18 protein-coding genes are annotated in these 23,445 nt (G+C 67.6%); 10 read left to right on the top strand and 8 right to left on the bottom strand.

Going from position 1 to position 23,445, the window contains the following annotated elements; all coding sequences use genetic code 11:
• Positions 1-155 precede the first annotated feature (155 nt).
• Positions 156-554: a DUF3054 domain-containing protein gene (locus H4O22_RS12290; RefSeq protein WP_244962947.1), complete on the top strand. Its 399-nt coding sequence runs from the start codon at positions 156-158 to the stop codon at positions 552-554.
• 18 nt (positions 555-572) lie between these two features.
• Here H4O22_RS12290 and H4O22_RS12285 read toward each other — a convergent pair whose 3' ends face one another.
• The gene (locus tag H4O22_RS12285; protein ID WP_182523684.1) at positions 573-1,424 is read right to left on the bottom strand and encodes a hypothetical protein; all 852 of its coding nucleotides are present in this window, start codon (positions 1,422-1,424) and stop codon (positions 573-575) included.
• Positions 1,424-1,915 carry a sigma-70 family RNA polymerase sigma factor gene (locus H4O22_RS12280; protein WP_182523683.1) on the bottom strand — a complete coding sequence of 164 codons (492 nt, stop codon included), beginning with the start codon at positions 1,913-1,915 and terminating at the stop codon, positions 1,424-1,426. The genes H4O22_RS12285 and H4O22_RS12280 overlap by 1 nt, the downstream gene beginning before the upstream one ends.
• A 345-nt stretch (positions 1,916-2,260) precedes the next feature.
• Between H4O22_RS12280 and H4O22_RS12275 the strand changes: the two genes are divergently transcribed.
• Positions 2,261-7,531: an alpha-L-rhamnosidase-related protein gene (locus H4O22_RS12275; RefSeq protein WP_182523682.1), complete on the top strand. Its 5,271-nt coding sequence runs from the start codon at positions 2,261-2,263 to the stop codon at positions 7,529-7,531.
• 49 nt (positions 7,532-7,580) lie between these two features.
• On the opposite strand, the gene H4O22_RS20770 is transcribed toward H4O22_RS12275, so the two are convergent.
• Positions 7,581-9,266, bottom strand: a complete 1,686-nt coding sequence (locus H4O22_RS20770) for a M28 family peptidase (RefSeq protein ID WP_182523681.1) — start codon at positions 9,264-9,266, stop codon at positions 7,581-7,583.
• A 502-nt stretch (positions 9,267-9,768) separates the two neighbouring features.
• On the opposite strand from H4O22_RS20770, the gene H4O22_RS12265 reads away from it, so the two are divergent.
• The 4 genes from H4O22_RS12265 (at position 9,769) to H4O22_RS12250 (ending at position 13,516) form a co-directional block, all read left to right on the top strand.
• The gene (locus H4O22_RS12265) at positions 9,769-10,710 is read left to right on the top strand and encodes a class II glutamine amidotransferase (RefSeq protein WP_220451156.1); all 942 of its coding nucleotides are present in this window, start codon (positions 9,769-9,771) and stop codon (positions 10,708-10,710) included.
• Between the two features lie 751 nt (positions 10,711-11,461).
• A complete protein-coding gene (locus H4O22_RS12260; RefSeq protein WP_182523679.1) occupies positions 11,462-11,806 on the top strand; it encodes a hypothetical protein in 345 nt (114 codons plus the stop codon).
• A 332-nt stretch (positions 11,807-12,138) separates the two neighbouring features.
• Positions 12,139-12,558, top strand: coding sequence for a hypothetical protein (locus tag H4O22_RS12255; protein WP_182523678.1), 420 nt, complete (start codon positions 12,139-12,141; stop codon positions 12,556-12,558).
• The gene (locus H4O22_RS12250; protein ID WP_182523677.1) at positions 12,542-13,516 is read left to right on the top strand and encodes a hypothetical protein; all 975 of its coding nucleotides are present in this window, start codon (positions 12,542-12,544) and stop codon (positions 13,514-13,516) included. Before H4O22_RS12255 ends, H4O22_RS12250 begins: the two co-directional genes overlap by 17 nt.
• A gap of 520 nt (positions 13,517-14,036) precedes the next feature.
• On the opposite strand, the gene H4O22_RS12245 is transcribed toward H4O22_RS12250, so the two are convergent.
• Positions 14,037-14,318, bottom strand: a complete 282-nt coding sequence (locus H4O22_RS12245; RefSeq protein ID WP_182523676.1) for a hypothetical protein — start codon at positions 14,316-14,318, stop codon at positions 14,037-14,039.
• Positions 14,319-14,339: 21 nt separating this feature from the next.
• Between H4O22_RS12245 and H4O22_RS12240 the strand changes: the two genes are divergently transcribed.
• Positions 14,340-15,026, top strand: coding sequence for a hypothetical protein (locus H4O22_RS12240; RefSeq protein ID WP_182523675.1), 687 nt, complete (start codon positions 14,340-14,342; stop codon positions 15,024-15,026).
• 97 nt (positions 15,027-15,123) lie between these two features.
• Here H4O22_RS12240 and H4O22_RS12235 read toward each other — a convergent pair whose 3' ends face one another.
• Together H4O22_RS12235 and H4O22_RS12230 are read right to left on the bottom strand one after the other, a co-directional pair.
• A complete protein-coding gene (locus H4O22_RS12235; protein WP_182523674.1) occupies positions 15,124-15,408 on the bottom strand; it encodes a hypothetical protein in 285 nt (94 codons plus the stop codon).
• A gap of 188 nt (positions 15,409-15,596) precedes the next feature.
• Positions 15,597-16,052 carry a hypothetical protein gene (locus tag H4O22_RS12230; RefSeq protein ID WP_182523673.1) on the bottom strand — a complete coding sequence of 152 codons (456 nt, stop codon included), beginning with the start codon at positions 16,050-16,052 and terminating at the stop codon, positions 15,597-15,599.
• A 283-nt stretch (positions 16,053-16,335) separates the two neighbouring features.
• Between H4O22_RS12230 and H4O22_RS12225 the strand changes: the two genes are divergently transcribed.
• A complete protein-coding gene (locus H4O22_RS12225) occupies positions 16,336-17,067 on the top strand; it encodes a hypothetical protein (protein WP_182523672.1) in 732 nt (243 codons plus the stop codon).
• A gap of 160 nt (positions 17,068-17,227) precedes the next feature.
• Here the strand turns inward: H4O22_RS12225 and H4O22_RS12220 are convergent, their stop codons facing one another.
• Entirely contained in the window at positions 17,228-17,944 is a 717-nt protein-coding gene (locus H4O22_RS12220) for a hypothetical protein (protein WP_182523671.1), read from the bottom strand.
• A 361-nt stretch (positions 17,945-18,305) separates the two neighbouring features.
• On the opposite strand from H4O22_RS12220, the gene H4O22_RS12215 reads away from it, so the two are divergent.
• On the top strand, positions 18,306-19,355 hold the full coding sequence (locus H4O22_RS12215; RefSeq protein WP_182523670.1) for a DUF262 domain-containing protein: 1,050 nt from the start codon (positions 18,306-18,308) through the stop codon (positions 19,353-19,355).
• Positions 19,356-20,159: 804 nt separating this feature from the next.
• On the opposite strand, the gene H4O22_RS12210 is transcribed toward H4O22_RS12215, so the two are convergent.
• Positions 20,160-21,119 (bottom strand): YihY/virulence factor BrkB family protein, encoded by a 960-nt coding sequence (locus H4O22_RS12210; protein ID WP_220451155.1) that lies wholly within the window; start codon positions 21,117-21,119, stop codon positions 20,160-20,162.
• Positions 21,120-21,308: 189 nt separating this feature from the next.
• On the opposite strand from H4O22_RS12210, the gene H4O22_RS12205 reads away from it, so the two are divergent.
• Positions 21,309-23,423: an MMPL family transporter gene (locus H4O22_RS12205; RefSeq protein ID WP_182527115.1), complete on the top strand. Its 2,115-nt coding sequence runs from the start codon at positions 21,309-21,311 to the stop codon at positions 23,421-23,423.
• Positions 23,424-23,445 lie beyond the last annotated feature (22 nt).

The following is a 23,445-nucleotide window of genomic DNA, read 5'->3' as shown; positions in this document are numbered from 1 at the left end:
GTGCCAGCGTGGGCCGCATAGTTCACATGCGCGCCGGACCCCGGCGGACGACGCCAGGCGTGCTGCGCCCGCGACCGTGGCACGTCTCACCCAGGGGGCGCCGGCAGGAGGGCCTGACCGCCTCCGTGTCGGTGCGTGCCTGCGATCCTGGAGGCGTGACGACGACGGAACGGCGGCCGGCGAGCCGCTGGCTGGGGCCGCTCGTCGCCGATCTCGCGTGCGTGCTCGCGCTGGCGGTCGGTGGCAAGAACTCGCACGACGCCGGTGACTCCGCCTGGGCGGTGCTCGCCATCGCGTGGCCCTACGCGCTGGCAGCCGGACTTGCGCACGCCTGGCTGATCTCGAGCGGCCGGCGGACATCTCGGGCCTGGCCCGAGGGCGCGATCGTGCTGGCGGTGACCTACGTGCTGGGCATGCTGCTGCGCGCGATCTCGGGTCGCGGCCTCGCTCCCGGGTTCCTCGTCGTCGCCGCGCTCTTCCTCGCGGTGACGATGCTGGGCTGGCGGGCCGTGGCGCTGGTCTCCACGCGTCGTCGCGCCCGGCGCGCGGCGTAAGCGCCCGGCTCAGGCGGACTACTCGCCGGTGAAGAGCGGCATCGGCTCGTGCGCGACGTCGGCGGCGAGCAGGGACGGGTCGAGGGCGAGCGCCCGCAGCGCCTCCACCGGGACCTGCCAGTCCGCCTCCTCGACGTCGGCGCCGCGGACGTACTCCGACGCGCGGGTGCTGACGTTGTCGGCCGAGTCGACGGCGACGACCCGTGACCAGGCGAAGGTTCCGGGGTCGCGGCCCTCGACGTCGGCCATGGTCAGCAGGCGCGGTGAGTCGCCCCCGACCTGCGAGATCGGCCCCACGCTGGTCGTGAGCAACGAGCCGTCCTCCAGGGTGGTCTCGGTGCACTCCGCGAGGGTGCCGCGGGCGAGCCCGGAGGCGCAGGCGCCCTCGAACGGGTAGTTCTCACGGTCCTCCTGCGCGAAGCCGCCGACGGTGAGGTTGACCCGCGGGGTCCCGGCGGGCCGGTAGTCCAGCAGGAACACCTGGGCGGCGGGGTCGCCCGGCTCGACCGGCCGGCCGAGCACGTCGTTGACGCTCCAGCGCGGCTCGCCCAGCGCACCGGCGTACGGCGTGAACCCGTCGGCCGCGACGGCCTCCATGACCTGGTCGAGCGGTCCCGAGCGCAGCACCGGCTCCGGGGCCTCCTGGGCGACCGGGTCCGCGTCGCTCCCGCGACCGATCACGCCGGTCCCGTCGAGGGCGGCGACGGCCGTGACGGCGGTGACGGCCAGCGCGCCCGCGCCGGCGACGAGCCTGCGCAGGCGGAGGGTCTGGCGACGACCGGTGCGCATCGCGTCGGCGGCGCTCAGCCGGACGGGTGGCTCGTCGGCGAGGTGCTCGCGCAGCAGGGTCGAGAGGTGGTGCTCGGTCATCAGTGGCTCCAGGGCTCGGTGAGGGTCGGGAGGTGCTGGCGCAGCGTGGCGATGGCCTTGGCCGTGTGGCTCTTGACCGTCCCCTCGGCGAGCCCGAGCGCTGCGGCGGTCTCCGCCACGGAGCGGTCGTCGACGAACCGCAGCGCGATCACGGCGCGCTGCTGGGGCGGCAGGGTCGCCAGGGCGGCGGCGAGGTCGAGGGGTACGTCCGGCTCGACCACCGCCCGGTCGGGTACGACGCCGCCGACGACGTCGCGCGGCCGGCGGGTGATCCAGCTCAACGACTCGTTGACGACGGCCCGGCGCACGTAGGCCTCGAGACCGTCCCGCCTGATCCTGGGCCAGGCCCGGTAGACCTTGACGAACGCTCGTTGGGTCGCGTCCTCCGCCGCGTGCCAGTCGTGGGTGACGACGTAGGCCACCCGGCGCAGGGCGGCGACGCGAGCACCGTAGAAGTCGGAGAACTCCGTGTCCCGGTCGGCTCGCTGCATACCGTTCATACTCCGCCGACCCCGCCGCAGGTTCACCCCGCGCGGGAATCGGCCACGCTGCACGGCGGTGATCACCAGCCTGTGTGAAACGGTTCAGGCCCGAGGTCGTCGGCGGGATATCCGGGGGACCGTGACGGGATCCGGTCAACCTGAGCCGGTTCCCTAGCCGTCCGAGAAGGAACATGAAACGCTTCAGCGCGCGTGACGGTCGCCACGCGATGGCGGGCTGCCCCGGCAGCCGTGGGCTCGACGGATGGGGAACCAGTGACACGACTTCTGGCGCACGGCAGCAGGCTCGGAGCGGCGGTGCTGACCGCACTCGGCCTCCGATCGCGGATTGCCGGCATGATCGTCCTGGCGCTCGGCCTGAGCGGGCTGGTCGCTGTCGGCGGGGCCGTCGGGACCGCCGCGCAGGCGCAGGCAGCGCCGCCGCGGGTCTGCGAGGCCGCGCTGAGCAGCGGGAACAACAAGGTCGTGCTGCTGAAGCTCCCGGCGACGGGGACCACCGGCGCCGACTCCTACGCGGGCGGCCACCTGGCGCCGGCCCGGGCGCAGGAGTGGACCGACTACTCGCTCGAGGGCGACGCCAGCACGCCGAACACCCTCGCGGTCTCGTTCCGCCAGAACGCCAACAACGGCCCGTCCCTGCAGTTCGCCGCCGGGAAGAACAGCCTCGGCCCGCTCCGGCTGAACAACGGCGGCTGGGCGGCCGACGGCAACCTCCCGCTGCCGGCCGGCACGCTGCAGCCCGGTGAGCCCTTCCACTTCAAGATCGACGTGCGCGGCCAGCAGGTCACCGTCTCGATCGACGACGTCCAGGTCGCGCAGTACTCCCGTCCCTGGATCCCGGCGTCGGGGACGATCGGCATCCGGGTCGACGGCGGCGAGACCGGGACCCTGGACAACCTGGTCGTGCGTCGGCTCGACACCGGCACGTACCTCTATGCCGACGACTTCGAGGACCGGGCCATCGGCACGAGCGGCGCCACCGCCGCCGGCTACGACGGCCTGGAGGTCGTCAGTGTCTGCACCGTGCCGGACTCCCCGGAGGACGCCTACTGGATCTGGAGCTCCGACGCGACCTCGGTCAACAACTGGACCGCCTTCCGCAAGACCTTCACCGTCGACGACGTCGCCGAGCTGCCCGCGACCGTGAACGCGCGGATCGCCGCCGAGACCAAGTACTGGCTCCACGTCAACGACGAGCTGGTGGTCTTCGAGGGCAGCGTCAAGCGCGGCCCCAACCGCCACGACTCCTACGTCGACAACGTCGACCTGCGCCCGCACCTGAAGGCGGGGGAGAACACCGTCGCGGTCCTCGCCGTCTCCTACGGGCGTGGCGGGTTCGCCGGACCGTACGCCGGCAAGGCCGGGCTGTTCTTCGAGGCCCCGGACCTCGGCCTGCGCTCGAACGACACCTGGAAGGCGCGCAAGCTCGACGCCTACGGCTCGATGTCGGTGGACACCAACTACCGGCTCGCCGAGCCCAACGTCCGCTACGACGCCCGTGCCGAGGTCGCCGGCTGGGAGAGCTGGACGAAGGCGGACTTCGACGAGGCCGCCTGGCCCGCCGCGGTCACCTCCGGCAACGAGGGCAGCTCGCCCTGGAACCTCCTCGTCGACCGGCCGATCCCGCTGCTGAAGTACGACGAGCAGTACACGACGTTCGCCGTCACCGACCCCAAGGTCAAGGTCACGACCACCGCCGGCGGCGGCACCCAGTACGAGGTGCGGATGCCGGTCAACCACCAGCTCACGCCGTACGTGAAGCTGGGCGCGGACACCGAGCCCGGCAGGACCGTCGGTCTCAAGACCGACCGCGCCACCGTGCGGGGCTCCGGGATCGAGCAGGCCGTCCAGGCCGAGTACGTCACCAAGGCCGGCGCCCAGGACTACGAGTCGCTGGTGTGGATGAACGGCGACAAGCTGTTCGTCACCGCCCCCGCCGGTGCTCAGGTCGAGGAGCTCGGCTACCGCCTCTCCGGCTACGACACCGAGTTCGACGGCTCGTTCACCTCCGACGACGAGTACCTCAACAAGCTCTGGACGATGGCGCGCGACACCCTCTACGTGACGATGCGCGACTCCTACATGGACTGCCCGGACCGCGAGCGGTCGCAGTGGTGGGGCGACGCGACGAACGAGCTCGAGGAGGCCTTCTACGCCCTCGACCCCGCGGCGGCCGACCTGGCCCGCAAGGGCATCACGAACCTGATGGGCTTCCGCGACGGCGACCTGATCCCGACCCAGGCGCCCGCGGCGAGCTTCTCGGAGCTCCCGGCCCAGTCGCTGGCCGGCCTGATGAGCTTCTGGATGTACTACGAGTACTCCGGGGACGCCACCGCGCTCGAGGAGACCTACCTGCCCTCCGTGGCCTACCTGCGGACCTACAACATGGCGGCCGACGGCCTCCTCAAGCACGACCGCGGCGGCACCTGGCACTGGCACGACTGGGGCTACAACGAGGACGGTCGCCTGATCGACACCCTCTGGTACTACATCGCCCTCCAGTCCACGATGAAGTCGGCCGACGCCCTCGGCGTGCCGGCGGACGACGCCGCGATCACCTGGATGCAGGGCCGCGCGGACTCGATTCGCGACAACCTCGACAAGCTCTGGGTCGAGGGCAAGGGCTACTACGAGTCCACCGGTGACGGGCGCGCCGACGACCGCGCCAACGCGCTCGCGGTGTACGCCGGGCTCGCGAAGCCGAGCCAGTACGAGCAGATCCGCGACGTGCTGGTCAACATCAAGAAGGCCAGCCCGTACATGGACAAGTACGTCCTCGAGGCGCTCTACCTGATGGGCTACCCGGACGACGCGGTGGCGCGGATGAAGGACCGCTACGCCCCGATGGTCAACGACCCCGAGCACTCCACGCTCTGGGAGTTCTTCGCCGGTCCCGAGCAGGACGCCGCCGGCACCTTCAACCACGCCTGGACCGGCGGGCCGCTGACGATGATGAGCCGCTACGCGGCCGGCATCCAGCCGATCGAGCCGGGCTTCGCCGAGTTCGCCGTACGCCCGCAGCTCGGTGCGCTGAAGACCGTGGGCGCGAAGGTGCACAGCGTCGGCGGGAAGATCCAGGTCGGCATCGACGCGCGCAACCGCCAGGTCTACGCGCTCGACGTCCTCGTCCCCGCCAGCACGGTGGCGCAGGTGCACCTGCCGACCGTCGAGCTGTCGGACGTGACGGTGTCCGGCACGCCGCTGAGCGAGGCCGCCGGCGTGCTGGGCGCCGAGGTCGACGAGGAGACCGGCGAGACCGTGGTGCGGGTCGAGGCGGGGGACTACTCCTTCGCCGTCGCGTCGCCGCCCGCGGCCGTCTCCCTGCCCGCGGTCGGCACGGTGAGCGCGGGCGACACCGTCTCGGGCTCCGTGCAGGTCGAGAACACCGGCCGCTCGCGGATCGACACGATCTCCGCCGTCGTCGACGTGCCGGGGCTCACCGAGCCGATGACCCTGACCGGCGGCCCGCTGGCGGTGGGGGAGAGCACCGAGCTCCCGTTCACCCTCGTGGTGCCCCAGGGCGCCCGCAACGGCTCGACGTACGACGCCGAGGCCGAGGTGACGGTCTCGTACGACGGTCAGCAGCGGGTCTTCGACCTGAAGACGACCGGCTTCCTGCGCGTCGCCGCCGACGTCACGGTCGACCAGGTCGTCCTCGGCGAGCGCGTCGGCGCCTACCCGAAGACCGGGCGGTGGACGGTCACCACGATGGTCCACAACAACGGCAGGACGCCGGTGACCGGACGGCTGGTGGCGCGGTCGGTGGACCGCGTCCTCGAGGCCGGCGCCCCCTCCGAGCTCGTCACGGTCCCGGCCGGCGAGTCCCAGCAGGTCGAGGTCACGGTGCACGGCGGTGGCGAGTACTGGCTGCCGATGATGCAGTCCGCGACCGTCGACTTCGTCGACCGCGGCTCCGTGCTCGCGACCGCGACCAGCGGCACCCGGCTCAAGTGGTACGGGCCGAAGGGCCAGGGCTGGAACGCCACCGGTGCGGCGGCGATGGAGGGGACGAGGGACTTCGTCGACTTCGGCGACGGCGGCTCCGGATCGACGGGCAACGCCCCGGCGAACGTGCGACCCGGCCCGACGGAGCTCGCGCACAACCTGCGGTGGAACCTCGACGCCGGCATCCCGGTGGGCGGCACCAACAGCGAGGGCGGGCTGACCCGCCGGTTCACGTGGGCGCGTGACGCCAGCTGGTACAGCGTCGATGTCGGCGTGACCACCGGCGAGCCGTTCGTGCTGAGCATGCGCGAGACCGCGGACACCTCGGTCGCGAGCACCGTCGCGGTGGTTCAGAAGCAGCCGAAGCTCTACAAGATCCTGGTCGACGACGTGCTCGTCCGCCAGGTGAAGTACCTGGTGCCCAACGAGGGCGTCGTCGGCAACACCCTGGCCAACTACCAGGTGCTGGTGGACGACCCGGCCGCGCTGGACGCTGACGGCGACGGGAAGGTGACCGTCAAGTACCGCTACGACGGTCCCGACCAGGGGTTCTACGACCCGTCGCTGACCGACCTGTGGGTCTCCGACCCGGCCGCCCCGGCGGTCGACGACCAGGCCCCGACCGTGTCCGCCGCGCCGGCGGACACCACGGCGTACGGCGACCGCGGGTGGATCACCGAGCCCACGACCCTGGTCGTCACGGCCGTCGATGACGTCGACGGGTCGCCGACGGTGACGGTCGCGCTCGACGACGCGCCCCGCACGCCGTACACGGCACCCGTGCCGGTGGGCTCCGACGGCACCCACGTGCTGCGGTACGCCGCCTCGGACGCCTCGTCGAACACCTCTGCCGAGCAGTCGCTCACGGTGAGGATCGACGGCACGAAGCCGGTGCCGGCGTTCGGGGCCTGGCCGACCGGGGTGATCCGGGAGGGCGAGGTGCCCGCCGAGCCCGCGTGCCAGGGCACGGACGCGACCTCGGGCGTGGCGTCCTGCGTGCAGAAGGGCTACTCGACGGAGGTCGGCGCGCACACGATCACCCAGACGGTGGTCGACAACGCCGGCAACCGGGCCCGCGCGACGATGGACTACGTCGTCGTCGCGGCCGATCCCGACGAGCCCGCCACGGACACGGTCACCAAGGTGAAGCTGAACCAGTCGCAGCTACGCCTGGTCAAGGGCGGGAAGCTCCGCCTGGAGGAGGGCGTCTACTACAGCGAGGGCAGCCCGTCGTACCACGGCGCGGTCGTCTGGACGTCGTCCAACCCGAAGGTCGCGAAGGTCAGCTCCGCCGGTGTCGTGAAGGCGAAGAAGAAGACCGGCAAGGTGAAGATCACCGCGACCAGCGTGAGCGCCGGCGCCTCCGGCAAGAAGCTGTCGGCCAAGATCACGGTGTCCGTCGTCGCGAAGAAGCCGAAGGCGAAGGTCACCAAGGTGCGCGCCTCCGTGCCGAAGACGGTCAAGGTCGGCCAGTCGGTCTACGTCACCGGAAAGTACGCCCCGGCGAAGGCCACCGGCGTCAAGGTCAGCTACCGGTCGTCGGCACGCGGGGTGGCCGAGATCGACGCCGCCGGCCGGATCCTCGCCAAGAAGAAGGGCACGGCGAAGATCGTCGTGAAGGCCGGCGGAAAGGCGAAGACCTTCATGATCACCGTCAGGTAGTCAGCGCGAGAGGCGGGCGGCCCGGCATCGGGCCGCCCGCCTCCGTGCGTCACCGGCTGCGGGCCGTCAGGCCGCCGACGTGGTGCCGGCCGTGGTCCTGGCGCTGCCAGGTCTTCCACTTCTTGCCGTGGCCGGGCTCGGTCGCCACGCCGTTGACCGCCGAGGTGTCCTTGGCGAAGGTCAGCACCGCCGTGGCGATCGCGTCGGAGTTGACGTTGAGCGCCCCCATGTTGATGTTGCCCCGGAGCCAGTAGTCCTCGTCGAGCTGGTCGTAGAGTGCCTCGTCCTGGCCCTCCCCGGTGAGGTTGTCGCACGGCTGGTGGTAGCACGGGTCGTACGCCGCGCCCGCCACGCCGCCGTACAGCGCGGCCTCCTCCTCGGTCTTGACCCCCTCGGCGCCGGTGAACAGGCCACCGGCCGGGATCCCGACGGCGATGAACGGCCCGTAGTCGGAGCGCCCGGAGAACTCGCTGTCCTGGAACGGCTGCCCGCGCCGGGTGTAGAACCGCTCGAAGACGTCCTCGATCTGCGCCGAGCCCTCGGGGATGAAGCCCTCGGGTGCGGTGCCACCGGAGTTGTCGCCGTCGTACACGCCGAACATGTAGTTGGGCGAGGCGACCATGTCGAAGTTGAGGTAGAGCGCGATCGCCGCTGCCTCCTCCTCGCTCAGCTCGGCGACGTAGTGCTCGGAGCCGAGCAGGCCGCTCTCCTCCGCGCCCCACCAGGCGAACCGGACCCGGTTGGCAGGCTTCACCTTCATCTTCGCCATCTTCAGCGCGACCTCGAGCAGCGCGGCGCTGCCGGAGCCGTTGTCGTTGATGCCCGCACCCTCCTGGACGCTGTCGAGGTGGGCGCCGGCCATCACGACGTTGTCCCGGCGGCCCTTGCGGGTCTCAGCCAGGACGTTCCAGGTGGTGCGCTCCTCGGACGTGTACTCGACCGTCACGGTGACCGTGGCGCCCGGCGTGGCCGCGAGGTTCACCCCGGTGTCGTAGGACGCGAAGACCGCCGGGATGGTCAGTCCGGTCGCGTCGCCGATCATGCCGACCAGACCGGTGCGACCCGGCTGGCCCTCGTTCATGACGACGACGGCAGCCGCACCCGCCGCCTGGGCGTTGAGCACCTTCACGGAGAACCCGCAGGTGCCGCGCTGGACCAGCGCGATCGACCCGGCGGTGAAGCCGGCGAAGTCCTCGGGCTCGCACCCGCTGGTGTTGGTGCCGACCGGTGCGGCCGGGTCGAGCACCAGGCCGACCGGGACCAGGGCTCCGGTGGCGGTGCCCTCGGGCGAGCCGGTGTCGAAGTTGTTGCGCAGGAAGTCCTGCTCGTCGACGAACTCGGTCGGCTGCGGGCTGACCCGGGCCAGCTCGGAGTTCTCCTCGAAGTAGTCGAAGGTGAACTCCTGGACGGTGGGCCGGTATCCCGCGTGCCGCAGCGTCCTGGCGACGTACCGGACGGAGGACGCGTAGCCCGGGCGCCCGGCAGCGCGGTCGCCGTCCTCGTCGGCGACCTCCTGGAGGGCTCGGAGGTGCTTGAGCACGCCCTGGGCCGAGACGGCCTTGGTGAGCTTGCGGACGGAGTCGTGCTTCCCGTGGTGGCCGTGCGAGCCGTGGCCGTGGTGGTGGCCGTGGTGGCCGCCGCGTGGTGGGTCGGCGTACGCCGGGACGGTGGCGGCCGCGCCGAGCACGGCCAGCGCGACACCCGTCGCGGTGAGGTCCCTGAGGGATCTGGACATCGTTGTCGGTCTCCTTCGTCAGGCCCGGCGGGGCTTGCCGGGTCCAGCGAGGCTAGGACGGCACTTCCGCGGTTGAACAGGGCGACGAACGCACGCACCCCCCGCTACGGGGGCGGACGGGGCAGAAATCCCCAGAATTGTGGATGGCCCGACGCATCTACCTGATCGTGCACTTCACCTCCGATGCGAGCCTGTACGACCAAGTCGGTCTCATCGAGGAGTTGCGAGATCTGCTCGGCGTCGAGGTCGACGTGCTCTCTGACGGGGCTCACGCAGCTCGTCGCCGAAGCGCTGCCGCACCGCATCGGCGAGGCCGTCTCACGCCTCCCGGACGAGCTCACTGACCGTCACCGAGGGGCACCGGGTTCTCGAGGACCGGTTACCCCGGGACGTATCGGGGCCTCGCCCCCGAGCAACCCGGCTCTCGCCCGTAGGGTGGCGGCCGCTCGTGGATGCCGACCGCGGGACGTCATCTCGTCAGTGAAGGAAACGTATGTGCCGAGTGCTCGCCTACATCGGGCCCGAGATTCCGCTCGAGAGCTTGCTGCTCACGCCGTCGAACAGCCTGGTCAATCAGGCTCTCGATCCTGAGCACTACCCAGACCTGCAGCTGGCAGGCTGGGGATTCGGTGCCTGGAGCGAGCACCTGCTCAAGCCGGAGGATCCCTTCATCTACCGCCGGCCCATGCCTGCCTTCTACGACGACAACGCCAACCGCATCATCCCCAGTCTCCAGGCGAGCACGGTGCTCGCCCATGTGCGCGCAGCCGTCTACAACTCGACGACCGTCATGGTCGACGAGAACTGCCACCCCTTCTCCTTCGAGAAGACTCCCTGGATCATCGCGCAGAACGGCGACATGCCGAACTGGATGCTCCTGCAGAGGGAGCTGCTGCAGCACTGCGAGGACAGGTACCTCAAGCAGATGCGGGGCACGACGGACACGGAGTTCCTCTACGTGCTCCTGCTCTCCCTGCTCGACGGCGACAGCGACGAGGACGTCCAACGCGCGATCGAGAAGATGGTCCACCTCATCTCCCAGGCGATGGAAGCCCTCGATCTCCCTGCCCTGACGAAGATGAAGATGGCCCTGGTGTCGCCGGACCGGATCATCGGAGTCAACACCGGCCTCGGGCACCAGGGCGAGACCAACCCGGTCGGGGACTGGAAGAAGCTGCGGGAGTCCGGTCCGGGCACAGAGGACTTTGCCCTCTCGATGCTCCTGGAGCCGATGTACATGCTGATGGGTCGCCACGTCCCGAGCGACGGCACGTCCTTCGACTTCGAGGCGTGCGACGAGAACGAGGCATCGGCCGCCGTGTTCGCCTCCGAGGCCCTGACGGACGACGCCGAAGGCTGGTCGCACGTCGAGTTCGGGGAGATCGTGTTCCTCCAGAAGACGGGTGACCACGTGTCCAGGACCGTCAACAGGTTGTCGGTCTAGGCGCGCCCCCACGCCAGGGGCGGTGGGTTGAAGCCGATTCCTACGTGCCCTCAAGCGGCGGAATGACGCGAGCCGGGGCTCCGGGCTCCTTGCGGTCGCCCAGCACACGAGGACGCTGAGGACGCCTGGCGTCCCCGACCGAGCCGTCCGGTCAGCTGACGCGCGATCGCCACTCGTGCGGGCCAAGGCCCCGACACTCAAGTGGACCTGGGCGACGACCTTCGAGGACTTCGCGCCGCACTAGTACGTGAAGGGCGGTCGGACGCCTGACTTCACCCGCGACGACAGTCGCCGCGTGGGGCGGGCGGTCCGCACATTCGGTGAGGCAGGAAGTTCTGAAAGCGCACGAACCTCTACCTGTTCACGAGGACCGGGCGCCGGAAGATGTGGTGCATGTTCGGTGATGTGCCGAAGTCACCCGGCATCGTCAACCTTGCGCACACTGAGCGCACGTACGGTCCGCAGCGAGACTTCGATGAGCAACGACTCACGATGCTGCGGCTCGAGAGCGACGATGCCTGAGCGCGTGCAAGCGGCGATCTACTGCCGGATCAGCAAGGACCTCGACCAAAAGCAGGAGGGCGTCGACCCCAGGAGGAGGTCTGCCGCGGGCTTGCCGAGCGCCTCGGGTGTGGGTCTGCGTCGAGGATGCGCTCCTCACAACGTGCAGACCCGGCCCCGAGCGGTTTCCACGTCCTGGCTGTCGCGCGTTCCCTGGGTGCACGTCTGATCGCACGGCTAGCGTCTCGCTGTGTCGAACTTCGAGAACGTCAAGGACATCATCGCGATCGTTGCCGCGCCACTGTCGGTCATCGCAGGTGGTCTGTTCGCGGCGCGAGCCTCTGCAAAGCAGGTCGAGGCGTCCAACGACGACCGAGCGCGCGAACGTGATCATGCCGAAAAGGTTCGTGCCGGCGGCGTTGGAGATGGCGACAGCGACCGGCCCGTCGGCGTGGTCGCGGAGCCCACGCGGAACCCGTTTCGAGGACAGAACGAGTCTCCTCGCGGCGGTGGTGGGCTGTCCGGGTTCGTGGTTCACGAGCGCGACTGTGCGTCTTGGGTCGGCGCACGCACTCGGAGCCCGAGGGTCCGCTGACCCCAGGGGCGTCGGGTGCTCTCCCGTCGCAATCGCAGCGGGGGAGTGCGATATCACGACAAACTCGCAGAGATCGGGGCCGCAACGACTTCCTACCCAGTTCTAGGGCATTATCTCCACCCCGCCCCCTGACGCCGTTAGGTTGCCAAGCATCCGCATTCTAGGGGGCACCCACGATGCTCAACCTCATTCGCCGTGCCGCGACGGTTCTCGGCGCAGTTGCGGCAGTGATACTGCTGGGCGCAACAGCAGCGTCGGCTGACTGTCACGGGAACGGAGTCAACTCCGGGAACGGATACAAGTTCGTAGGGGCGCCAGGTAGTCAGCAGACAATGACCTGGTCCCTGCCGGACAGGAGCACCTACGTGCGGTCAGAAACCGGGGCCGCGATGAGTTTGAGCATCTGCTTGGAGGCCCGTTCGGACTGGATGACGCAAAGCGGTCACTACGACGCCCGCGCTGCCCGCAATTGTGATGACGGCAGTTCCGTCGCGGGCACCTGGAAGGAACCATCGAGTTGGGGCGGACGGGCCGTCACCGGGCTTCAGAAAGCAGCCGGATGCAAGTACGTGCAAACGGCAGATCCGTCATATGCCGACTGCGACTACGTAGAGGAGTCGGTGGGCGGATGCCCGTTCCAGAGCGGTGCGGCCCGGGCGTGGACCGCTTCGAGTCATGCGATGTTTCTCAGGCGTCAGAACGGCCAGCTTGAATCGAACAACGGAGGCGATGTCAATGCTGCCGACCGCTGACCCGATCGCGGCCCTCTTGGATTCTGCCTGGGCGTCGCGCACGCTTCGGGCCCTAGGGCTCGGCCTGCTGCCGGCGTTCATCCTGGGTGCGTGCGGCACCTCTACCGACGAGCCCCGTTCCGGCCCCGGTGCGGACGATGCCGAGTTTGCCGCAACCGCTACGGAGACACAGGCGCGTGCGGATGCGCTCCTTGAGGCGATCGCGGGAGATGAGCTTGAGCGGGAGGCGGCCCACTTCTTGGAGTTCAAGCAGTTGAACCGGACGTTTGACGAGTGCATGGCGACAGAGGGCTTCAAGGTCCCTTCTGGATTTCTGCCAATCTGGACGGGCTACCGCGCCAACGGCACTTCCGGGGCGTGGATGGGGGCGCTGGGTCGTGCGCCGTCGATAGCTGCTCTCGCTACTGCTGAGTCCATTCGCGCCGGAGAGGGAGGCGACGAGTTCGGTGCCGCCGTGGAGAAGGACGCCTACCAAAGAGCCGTAGGGCGCTGTTCCGTCGACGAGCCGGTCGTTGACCTGGGCGACCGTCCCGGTGTCCCGGAGGGCGCCGACGACCTAGGGGTGCGGTTCACGGCACTCATCGAGCAAGTTGATGCCCAGCTAGGCTCGCTCGATCCTTACCGGGAGTGCATGAGCAAAGCCGGGTTCGACCTCCCCGCCGACGGCGCTCAAGGTTGGCAAGGCCTTCACCTCTACCTGACCGGGCAGATGCCGCTTCCGCCCGTTCCAGGAGAGGAGGCGAGCCGGGCCTGGTCCTCCTACCTCGAGTTGGAGGCTGCGGCCTTGGACTCTGACGAAAGATGCCGGAGCGCGAAGTACCAGGAGGGCCTCGCTCTGCTGGAACCGCTGCTTGACGAGTTCGTGTCGGTGTACGCCGAGGAGATCGCCCGGATCGAGGCAGGTTGGGAGCGGTCCGTGCTCGCTGCCCGCACATCAGGATTCGGCGCCGGTGGCTAGCTCACGGCCGGAAGTCGCACGTCGAGCAGGCGACGCCGTGAAAAGGGACCGGTGGGCGCGTCGCGCCGTTCTGAGCGCGGTTGCGGTTGTGGTCGTAGCGCTCGTCGCCTCTGCCTACGTCAACGCGCGCGGGCCGGATGCAGATTGCTCCCGCTCCCCCCAAGCCCATCCCGAAGACGCAGTCGGAGTACCTGTGGCGCGGATCCGGGAGTACCTCGCCCAGAAGTACGCAACCGAGCCGCGGTACGTCTCACCACTACCGGATGGCTCGGACGGCTACGAGTTCTCGGTGCTCGATGCTTCCGGCCACCACAACCACGGCCGGGTCCGCGCCGAACGCGCCCGGCGGGGTGGGGGCTGGCTGATCGTGACGACCAATACCTGCGGCGACTAGTCCCAGCCCGCGACCCTACCCCCGCCGGCCCTGGGCCCGAGCTCTTCCTTGGCCTGGGCGCAGCAGTCGCGCACCCCGGGTCCTTCGTCAGGGGTTCTCAGCTGCTGGCGAACGTAGGGGTTCGGGTCAGGGGCGGAGCTCCGGTGCCCGTTCGAGGATCGGGTCGTCGGGGGCTAAGGTGACGTCGCGTGGGTGGGCGGCCTCGATGCGGTTCAGAACCGCGGAGGAGACCCCGAGGATCCGCGAGGCCGCTGATCGGGACTTCCCGCGTGCGGTAAGGCCGCGGGCCGCGGTGGCGTAGCGGGCCTCGCGTGAGCGCGCGTAGGCCTTCTCCTCGACTCCGCGGACGTAGGAGACGAACTGGTCGCGCAACCGCGGGTCGACGTCGTCGAGGTACGGCTCGAGCATCGAGCGTCTAGCAGCGGTCCGGTGGGCGAAACCGACCTGGTCGCGTACCTGCGCGGGGAGGCGGTCGAGGAACGCGGTCGCCTGACGCACCATGTCCCTCTCGGCCTCGTCGTGCAGGCCGCGGCTCCACGCCAGGGCACTCGTGTGGGCGACGACGCGGCGAATGACGCGCGGATCGGTGCCGGTGGCTTCTCCTTCGAGGTGTGCCGCGACGATTTCAGCGACGTCGGCCTCGGGCAGGAGCGGATGGTATGCGGGCAACGCCATGACTCTCGGGGCGAGCTGTTTTGCGTCGGCGTCCAGTTGGGCGCCGCGGACAACGTTGAAGACGCCGAAGCGGAGGAGCGACGAGATGCCCTGGAATCCGAGCGACGCGCCGAGAAGAAGCAGCAAGCGCGGCAACGCCATGAGCAAGCCCAAGAGGGCGCGTTGGTCGCCACGGCAGCCCTTCGCGGCGAGATTGCATCAAGTGTCGGGAACCGTCACAACGAGAGCACCGAGGTCGTCCGCAGGTTCATGGAGGCTACGGCTCGGTTCACCCTCGAACTTGGCGAGAGTGAGACTGCCAAGATCCAGGCATTGGTAGCCGACTACATCTCGGGCGGTAGCGGGAGCCCGTCATGGGAGGCGCTCGACGAAGCGCTGGCCGCCTACTCCAACGCTCTCGCGACGTACAACTACTGGGACCCCGAGGACGACGATTCCTGACGGGCACGACAGCCGCATCTGAGCCTAGAAGGTCATGCCGAGAAGCCTCCTCGGTACATGCTGGCCGGCCCTGAGCGGTCTCCATCGAGCGTGGGCGTTACTCCCAGCGGTTTTTGTCTGTCCAGCGGAAGCGGTTGTCGTCCATCCGACGCTTCTGCAGGTTGTGAGCCGACTTCAATACAATCGCGACGAACCCCACGCCCGCCGCAATCATCGTCTTCTCCAGGCCATCCAGCGGCCTTTGGTCATCAGTCATAGAAGCTCGCTCAGCCGTCTCCGCAGCCCGTCTCCTGCGCTCGTTGCTGAACTGGGCGCGGTGCTCCTCACGGCGGCTTCGTGCCTCTTCGCGGAGCCGTGCCCTGCGCTCTTGGTCGTCAGTCATCAGTCTTCCTCGTCCATGCCGTCTGAGGTTAGCGCCGGAGCGCGCATACCCGCTCGGAACGTCCCCGCCGAACCGTGAGCCGTAGGCGCACATCGCGGTGTTGCCGGACGCCACCTGAACGGCGCCTGGGGCCGGGTCGAGGGGACTTCCTCGCAATGTGCTGAACCGGCCCCGAGCGGACACCAACGTCAGGGCGTGCGAACGACCCAGCCTGCGCCGAGTTTGCGCTCGGTCCACCGAGCAGCCGTCTTGAAGGCCACGCCCGTGCCGCCTCGCGTGTCGGTCCTGGACACGAGCGGAAGCACGAAGGTCCGCCCGTTCTGCGCGAACCACCAGCCATCGAGCGCCCGGCGAGCCTGACGGGCCTTGCCTGCCGGGACCTGAATGACGCCGATGGAGCGCTTACCGTGACCGGCGGGGACGTAGGTGATCTCGGCCCACCGGCGACCCTCGTAGCCGTACTGGTCAAGGACGGTCGCGAGCCATGCGCCGTGGCCGCGTCCGTCGATGCGGTTGGCGGTGCGAGAGGTCGCGTCGTTGCAGTAGGGCTCGCACTCTGGGGCGGCGGCGGCCGTGCCAGGGCCAACCGAAAGGGCCAGGGCACTGGCCAGAGCGCATGCGGTCATTCGGAGCCCGAGAGTCATGTCATCAACGGTAACCGCGGCGCTTCCCTCGGACCTTCGCTTTGGCGTGAACGGCCGAGCAGTCTTCGGCGAGACTGGGTATGTCAAAGATAGGGTTTTGACGAGGCAAAGCCGCATGGCCACGCATGCCGTGACGGGCACGCGTCCGATCTCTAAACGCCGCGTCCTTCGCGGGGGTATGACGCCGGTGTTGACGCGTCACTTCAGACGCTACTCGGTGAGTACAGGCCGACGCTCGTGCGAGTGAGGACCGCAAGCGTCCGAGCGCTCGTAGAGTGCGGACGTGAGCATCTCGAATTGGGGACCTTCAGAGATCTCGGCAGCAGCGGCGGTTGGCGGGCTAGTCGTTGCGGTCGTTGTTGCGAGCTTCGCTGGGGTGCAACTGCGACAGGCGAAGCGCCTCCGCGAAGAGCAGGCGCGCCCGTACGTGATCGTGGATGTTGAATTCCGAGGCACTGGCGTGAGCATCGTGGTCCAGAACATCGGCTCGACACCGGCTTACGACGTTCGGGTCACCTTCGACAAGCCTCTTCAAACCACGATGACTCGCGGGAAAGACCTGCAGGATATCGCGATCTTTACTCGCCCAATCCCCATGATCGCTCCAGGACGGACGATCCAGGTCCCGTTCGACCGCATGCCCGACCGGCTGAAACGCCGCGATCTGCCGACGGAGTACGTAGCGACGGTGGAGTACCGGGACTCCCGGAGGTGGGGGACGCGTGAGGAATACCCGTTTGATCTTGCGACATACGAGGACACCTTAGTGCCGAAGAAAGGCCTACCCGAAGTAGCCCGCGCCGTCGAGGAATTGAACAAGAGCTTAAAGTCGATGAAGACGCACAACGCCTTAAGGGTCCTTACTTCAGACCGTGATCGGGAGACTCGTCGGGAGTCGCGAGAGATTGCCGTGGAGCAGTTCGCCCGTTCAGTTCGGCGTAGTGGCCCAGTCGCCGGGTCGCGCATGTACTTGACGAGTTGGGTCGAGCAGAACCGGTGGCGGTGGGGCGGCTGACCTTGGTTCGAGGTTTGCATACCGCCGAAACTTGGAAAATTCCGCGCCGCCGCGAAGCGTTAGTCGGGTCCAGTCCCAAGGTCGATCTAAGCGGACTAGGCGGTACGACGCCGGGTTTTCGGTCAGTTTCACAGGCCGTCCAAAGATGGCTCCCAAGCGCTTAGCTCTGCCGTTCGTTCGCCTCCTTCTGCTTCATTCTGACGGCCCAGTAACCCGCGCCTGCTACTGCGGCGAGGAGAGTACTGGTCCCGACGGTCCAGAGGCGATCGCTCCAGGTCATCATCACGAGAGGTGCCACGCCCGCGACGATGACCATGATCGAGACAGTGACGTAAAAGAATGCACCGCGCGTGGCGGCTGCCTCTTGCCGCTGAAGGACATCAGCGATGGTCTCCAGCGTGGCTAGGTGATCGGCACCATCCTCGACGCTAGCTTCCAGTACGGCAGCTTTGGTGGTGTCGGGAATGTGTCGAGTCGCCGGGAGAGTTGCGAGTTTCGGCAGAAGGTTCTCGAGGCTGGAATCGAATCTGCTTGACGCGTCCAGTTGAGCGGCTGCCTGCTCCCGAAACTTCTGCATCGAGGTCAAGAGGCCGGGCGTGAGAAACCGGTTCGCATCGAACTTTGGCATCACCCTATTGATCGTGTCTCGCAACTGGGCACGGTGCGGCGCCCACCACTCCTCGTACGCCGTGTCAAACGAGCGCTGCTGGGTCTCATTGAGGATGCCGTTGTCAGGTCTCTGCAGCGCCTGGATCGTCCCGATGCTCATACGGCGGACCATCGCTGGCGTGAAATGTTCAGGCGGGTTGGTGGGGTCCCAACGCCACCCATCGTCGGGTTCGTCGTCCTCAAGCGCATCCAGATCGAGGTCCACCACAGGAGACATGATGCAGGACGGACACCCTTGTGGGTCTTTCGTCGCCGACCTAGGTCGCTGCTCGAGACTCGCGGGCCCAAGGAGGGATAGGTCTGGGTTAGGTGTCGCCTTGAGAGGCTCTTGTACTAGCAGCGGCGGGGAGCGGACAGGGCCTCGCAGGGGCAGTCGGTCGTTCCCGGAACCAGTTGCGGGCGCCAAACTTGCTAAACAGACGCTCGAAGAACGCCTCGATGGCATACCCCAAGCAGTAGTTACGCCCTGATGCGGTACGTTCTTTAGCCTGTTACCAGATCTTCTTCTGGTGCGGGTGACACCGAACGCGCGGCGGCCCCACTGCCCGCGATAGACGCATGGGGGAAGAATGAAAAGTTTCGACACTCGCGCGTATAGCGTTTCTGATTTTGCCGAATGGCACGCGGCTGGGCGGCTCGTGCTAGATCCCAAGTTTCAGCGCCGATCCGTCTGGACCCGCCAGGCGAAGTCCTATCTGATAGATACCGTTCTCCGCGGAAAACCCATGCCCAAGGTGCTGATCACCCAGTCGCTGGTGGACGGCCAAAATGTCAGAACCGTTGTGGACGGGCAGCAACGCCTGCGAGCGATTCTCGAATTCCTTGATGGTAGTTTTACGGTTCTTCATGGACACAATGAGGAGTATTCGGGAACCGAATACGACGATCTGCCAGGCGACGTGAAACAGGCGGTCTGGCAGTATGAAATCGGCGTGGATGTTCTGTTCGAGACGGAACTTAGCGAACTGCTTGATACTTTCGCTCGTTTGAATACCTACTCGGTGAAGCTCAATGCAACCGAGCTGCTGAATGCCACATACCTTGGAGCGTTCAAGACCACGGCCCACGCCCTTGGGCACAAGTATGCTCAGTACTGGATGGATTCGAAGGTGTTAACTGCACCTAAGGTCGCCCGTATGGCTGAAGTGGAACTCTCCGCCGACCTCCTGGGGGCCCTCATGGACGGCGTAACTCCCAAGAAGAACGTCCCAGCACTTTACAAAAAGTATGACTCTGAGGGTGCTGAGGTCGCGGTAAGTCGCGCAGCGAGAGAGTTCCATGAAGTGATGCGGTTCATCGGCGACGTTTTCGATCCGCAAGACTTGGCGTTAACTAACTTCAACAGGGTCCATCTCTTTTACTCACTGTTCGTCTCGGTGGCGAACATGCTCACCGGGCGTCCAGATCTTGGGATTAGTCGGCCAAGCGCCGTTGTTCCGCACAGAGTGAGGATCGTGCTCGACGACATTTCTGCTGAGTTCGATGAATACGCCGCAGGCGATATTAGCGCCGGAGACGGCGGGCTCGACAAATTTGTGGATGCGTCTAGGCGTGCAACGACGGACGCGGATAAGCGTCTCCTCCGCTCTGTGTTCATCAGCAAACGACTCCATGCCTGACTCCCCGACCAGCAGTTCTCTGGACGTGTGGGCAGTCTTCGCCTTAGGGATCGACGGGTGTCGAAAGGTGCGATCCGATGTTATCGAGGCGGCTATCCCTCCCGCGAGTATGCATTTAGTCTACGAGTCGATTCTGCTCCGAGCATTTCGCACGCTGGAGACAGGACTGGAGCAAACATTCTTCACTTACATGCTGGGCGGCGCTACGGTCGCCGGGACTCCAGTGGCCAGTTGCTTGCAGGCACGAGGTATAGCGCATGTTCAAGAAGTGCTCTTAGGGTCGGGCAGCAAGTTCGTTGAGTGGACAGACGCTAGGACCATTAGAAATCGATCGCTCCTGTTTTTTAATCCGGAGAACCCGATCGATCTCAGTTTGGCGACCTCAGCTCAAGCTATGGATTGGATGAGAAGTCTTAGAAACCATATTGCGCATGACAGCGTCGAAAGCAAGAACAAGTACGTCCGCGCCCTCGAATCCATCCTGACTGTGGCCCCGACTTCGCCTCCCACGGCGGGCGAATTTCTGGCCACACGTCCCAGCAGGGGCCCAATGAAGAGTCGTGAGCCTCTCTCATATTTCCTTGACCAGTGCGAGATTCTCATGAAGAACGCTGTCGAATATGCAGAGTCGCCACTAGAAAACTAGTGCGGCCATGTGCGCGCGAGCGACACGTTCGCTGCAAAGACGCGAACTTATTTACCACGGCTGATGCGCCGCCAGCGCACCACCCCTCCCGGGCGTCCGTGTCCTGGTCGACGCCGGGCGCCGCTGCGTCTATCTGGGCGGATAGACGCAGGTCGAGCTCAGGGGTCGTTGAGGTGGGACGGCGTGCTGTCGGCGACCACCGCTCCGCGTTGGCCCAGCGGGCGCTCAGGACCGGTGGTGGAGTCGTACCCGGTCTGCCTCTCCGACTCACCGTTGACCGCCGCTCCGAGCACGATGAGCAGGACGGTGACCCACAGCCAGAACATGCTGATCGCTACACCGGCGAGCGAGCCGTAGGTGGTCCCGTAGGTGCCGAGGTTCTGCACGTACGTGAACAGCGCAGCGGAGGTGGCTGCCCACAGCACGGTGGCACCGATCGCTCCCCACGTCGTCCATCGCCATTGGGGGTTCTTGCGGTCCGGGGCGAACCGGTAGAGGACAGCAAGCATCGTGCCCATCACGACTGCCAGCATCGGCCAGGCCGCGATCGCCGCCACCCCGCGTACGTAGCTGGGAGAGTCCTCGATGGTCCGGGAGATCATGCCGGCAAGGGCGATCACCGCGCCCAGCAGGAGCGCCCCGCCGAGGACGAAGAGCAGGCCGAGGAAGGTCCGTCGCAGAAAGCTTCTCGTCTCTGTCTCGTGGTAGGCCACGGTCAACGCATCGATGAGAGCCACCATCGCGGTCGTGGCGGTCCAGAGCGCCAGCGCGAGCCCGGCCAGGCCGCGCACGGTCAGCACCCCCGTCGAGGCAGTGGTGATGCTGGTCAGCTGGTCGGTGACGAGCAGCTCGACCTGCGGCGGCAGCACCTCCGCCCCCCGAGCGAGCTGACTCCTCGCCTGAGCGGGCGTGTTGAGGACGCCGTAGACCGAGAGGGCGGTCACCAGCACGGGCGCGACCGACAAGACTGCGAAGAACGCGACCCCGGCGCTGAGGAAGGGAAGACGGGCCTCCACCAGATGCCGCGCGGCTCGCTCCAGCAGTTGTCGCCAGCTCCGGACCGACAACTGGGAGGGGGCGAGAGCATCCTGCGCCCCGCCGCCCGTGGGGTCGTCCACGCTTCGCGTCACCGGACTCATCATTCGCTCCGGTTGCGCGGGTGTCGATGCCCAGGTACGACCGCCATGAGCGGGGCGGCACCAGAGGCGATCCTGGGCAGCCACGTCCGCCGTACTCCGCGCGGAGTACGGCGAAGTGTCTGCCGTGGCCAGACGCGTCAGCCCCGCCTGCTTGGCAGCGTGATCGCCATGACTACTGAACTCAAGGCGCCCGACCACACCGGTGCCGACCAGAGACCGAAGAGATCACGGACCAAGACCCTGCTGCCCTGGCTCGTGGTGGCCGTGTGGGTCGGGCTGCTGGTGGGCGGCTACTCACTCGCCGGCAAGCTCGACTCGGTGACCCGCGATGGGCAGGCCGACTATCTGCCGGCCAGCGCCCAGTCGACCAAGGTGCTCCAGGCCGAGGCCGGCCTGCCCGGCGGCGAGAACGGCCTGCTCATGGTCGTGTACGAACGGCCGGGCGGCCTCCAACCGGGCGATCGGGAGGCGGTCGAACGCGGCCAGGCCGAGCTGGCGGAGCGGTTCGGCAACGACCCCGACGCACTGCCCGAGATCGTCGACTCCGACGACGGCACGGCCCTGATGTACGCGCTTCCGCTCGACCGTGATGCGGTCGCCGAGGAGGCCGGCGCCACCGCGGATGCGCGTGCCCTCCTCGACGACCGGCCGAGTGGCCTGAACGCCTATGCCACCGGCCCGACCGCGCTGGGGGCCGACATGGACGAGGTCTTCGACGCCGTCGACGCGACGTTGATGCTCGCTACTGCCGTGGTGGTGGCGCTCCTGCTGATCCTGACGTACCGCAGTCCGCTGCTGTGGCTGGTCCCTCTCGCCTCGGTCGGGGTCGCGGCGATCACGTCGATGGGCACCGTCTACGCACTCACCCAGATCTTCGACTTCACCATCACGAGCATGAGCTCAGCGCTGCTGATCGTGCTGGTCTTCGGCGCGGGCACCGACTATGCCTTGCTCCTCGTGTCTCGCTACCGCGAGGAGCTGCACCGACACGATCGGCCGATCGACGCGATGCTGCCGGCGCTGCGTGGCGCTGGCCCGGCCATCCTCGCTTCGGCGGCGACGGTGGTCGCCGGCTTGTTGTGCCTGCTGGCCGCGGATCTCAACAGCATCAGCAGTCTCGGCCCGGTGGGCGCGGCGGGCATCGGGGCGGCACTGCTGGTCATGCTGACGCTCTTCCCGGCCCTGCTGGTGGTGCTCGGGCGCCGGGTCTTCTGGCCGTTCGTTCCGCGGCTCGGGGGTGAGGCACACCAACCCCGTTCCGGGTGGGCTCGACTCGGCGAGCTGGTCGCGCGTCGCCGCGTCGTCAGCTGGGCGGTTCCGCTGGTGATCCTGGGCGGTCTCGCGCTGGGCACCGTGGGTGCCAGCGGCTCGCTTCCGCAGCTGGACCAGTTCGCCCGTTCGACACCGGACTCGGTGACCGGGGCGAAGCTGATCGAGGCGCGCTATCCCGACGAGAGCGGTCAGCCGCTCACCGTGATGAGTCGGCCGGACCAGAGCCGCGAGGTCCTGGCCGCCGTCGAAAGTACGCCGGGGGTCGCCCAAGCCGAGGTCGGCCGGGCCAGCGACGACTGGGTGGAGATCTCCGTGCTCCCGGTCGACTCTCCAGACAGCGCGGGTGAGACGGCAACGATCGAGCAGCTGCGGGAGAACCTGCGCAAGGTCGCCGGTGACGCCGCGCTGGTCGGCGGTCCGAGCGCCGAGAGGCTTGACGAGGCCGAGACCAACAAGACCGACCGCAACCTGGTGATGCCGCTGATCCTGCTGGTGGTGCTTGCCATCCTCGGGCTGCTGCTGCGGGCGATCGTGGCTCCGCTGGTGCTGGTCGCCACCGTCGTGGTGTCGTACTTCGGAGCCCTCGGGCTGTGCAACCTGTTGTTCGACCAGGTGCTCGGATTCTCCGGGTTGGAGTCGTCGGTGCCCCTGATCGGGTTCCTCTTCCTGGTTGCGCTCGGTGTCGACTACAACATCTTCTTGATGACCCGGGTACGTGAGGAAGCCGTCCGGCACGGCACGGTCGAGGGCACGAAGCGTGGCCTCGCCGTGACAGGTGGCGTGATCACCTCGGCCGGCGTCGTGCTGGCGGCGACGTTCGCGGTGCTCGCCTCGCTGCCGCTCGTCATGCTCGTCGAGATTGGGATACTGGTCGCCGTCGGCGTGCTCATCGACACCTTGCTGGTGCGGTCCATCGTGGTTCCCGCGCTGACGATGTCGCTGGGTTCGAGGATCTGGTGGCCCAGCAAGCTCTCGCGGGCGAGTGAGGACAGTGTCGATGACCGTCTGTGAACGATGACGGCGCTCCGTCCGT

It is taken from the genome of Nocardioides dongkuii, from assembly GCF_014127485.1.
GTDB lineage: Bacteria > Actinomycetota > Actinomycetes > Propionibacteriales > Nocardioidaceae > Nocardioides > Nocardioides dongkuii.
Note: the sequence above shows the minus strand (reverse complement) of the source record. Positions and strands in the feature narration are given on the sequence as shown.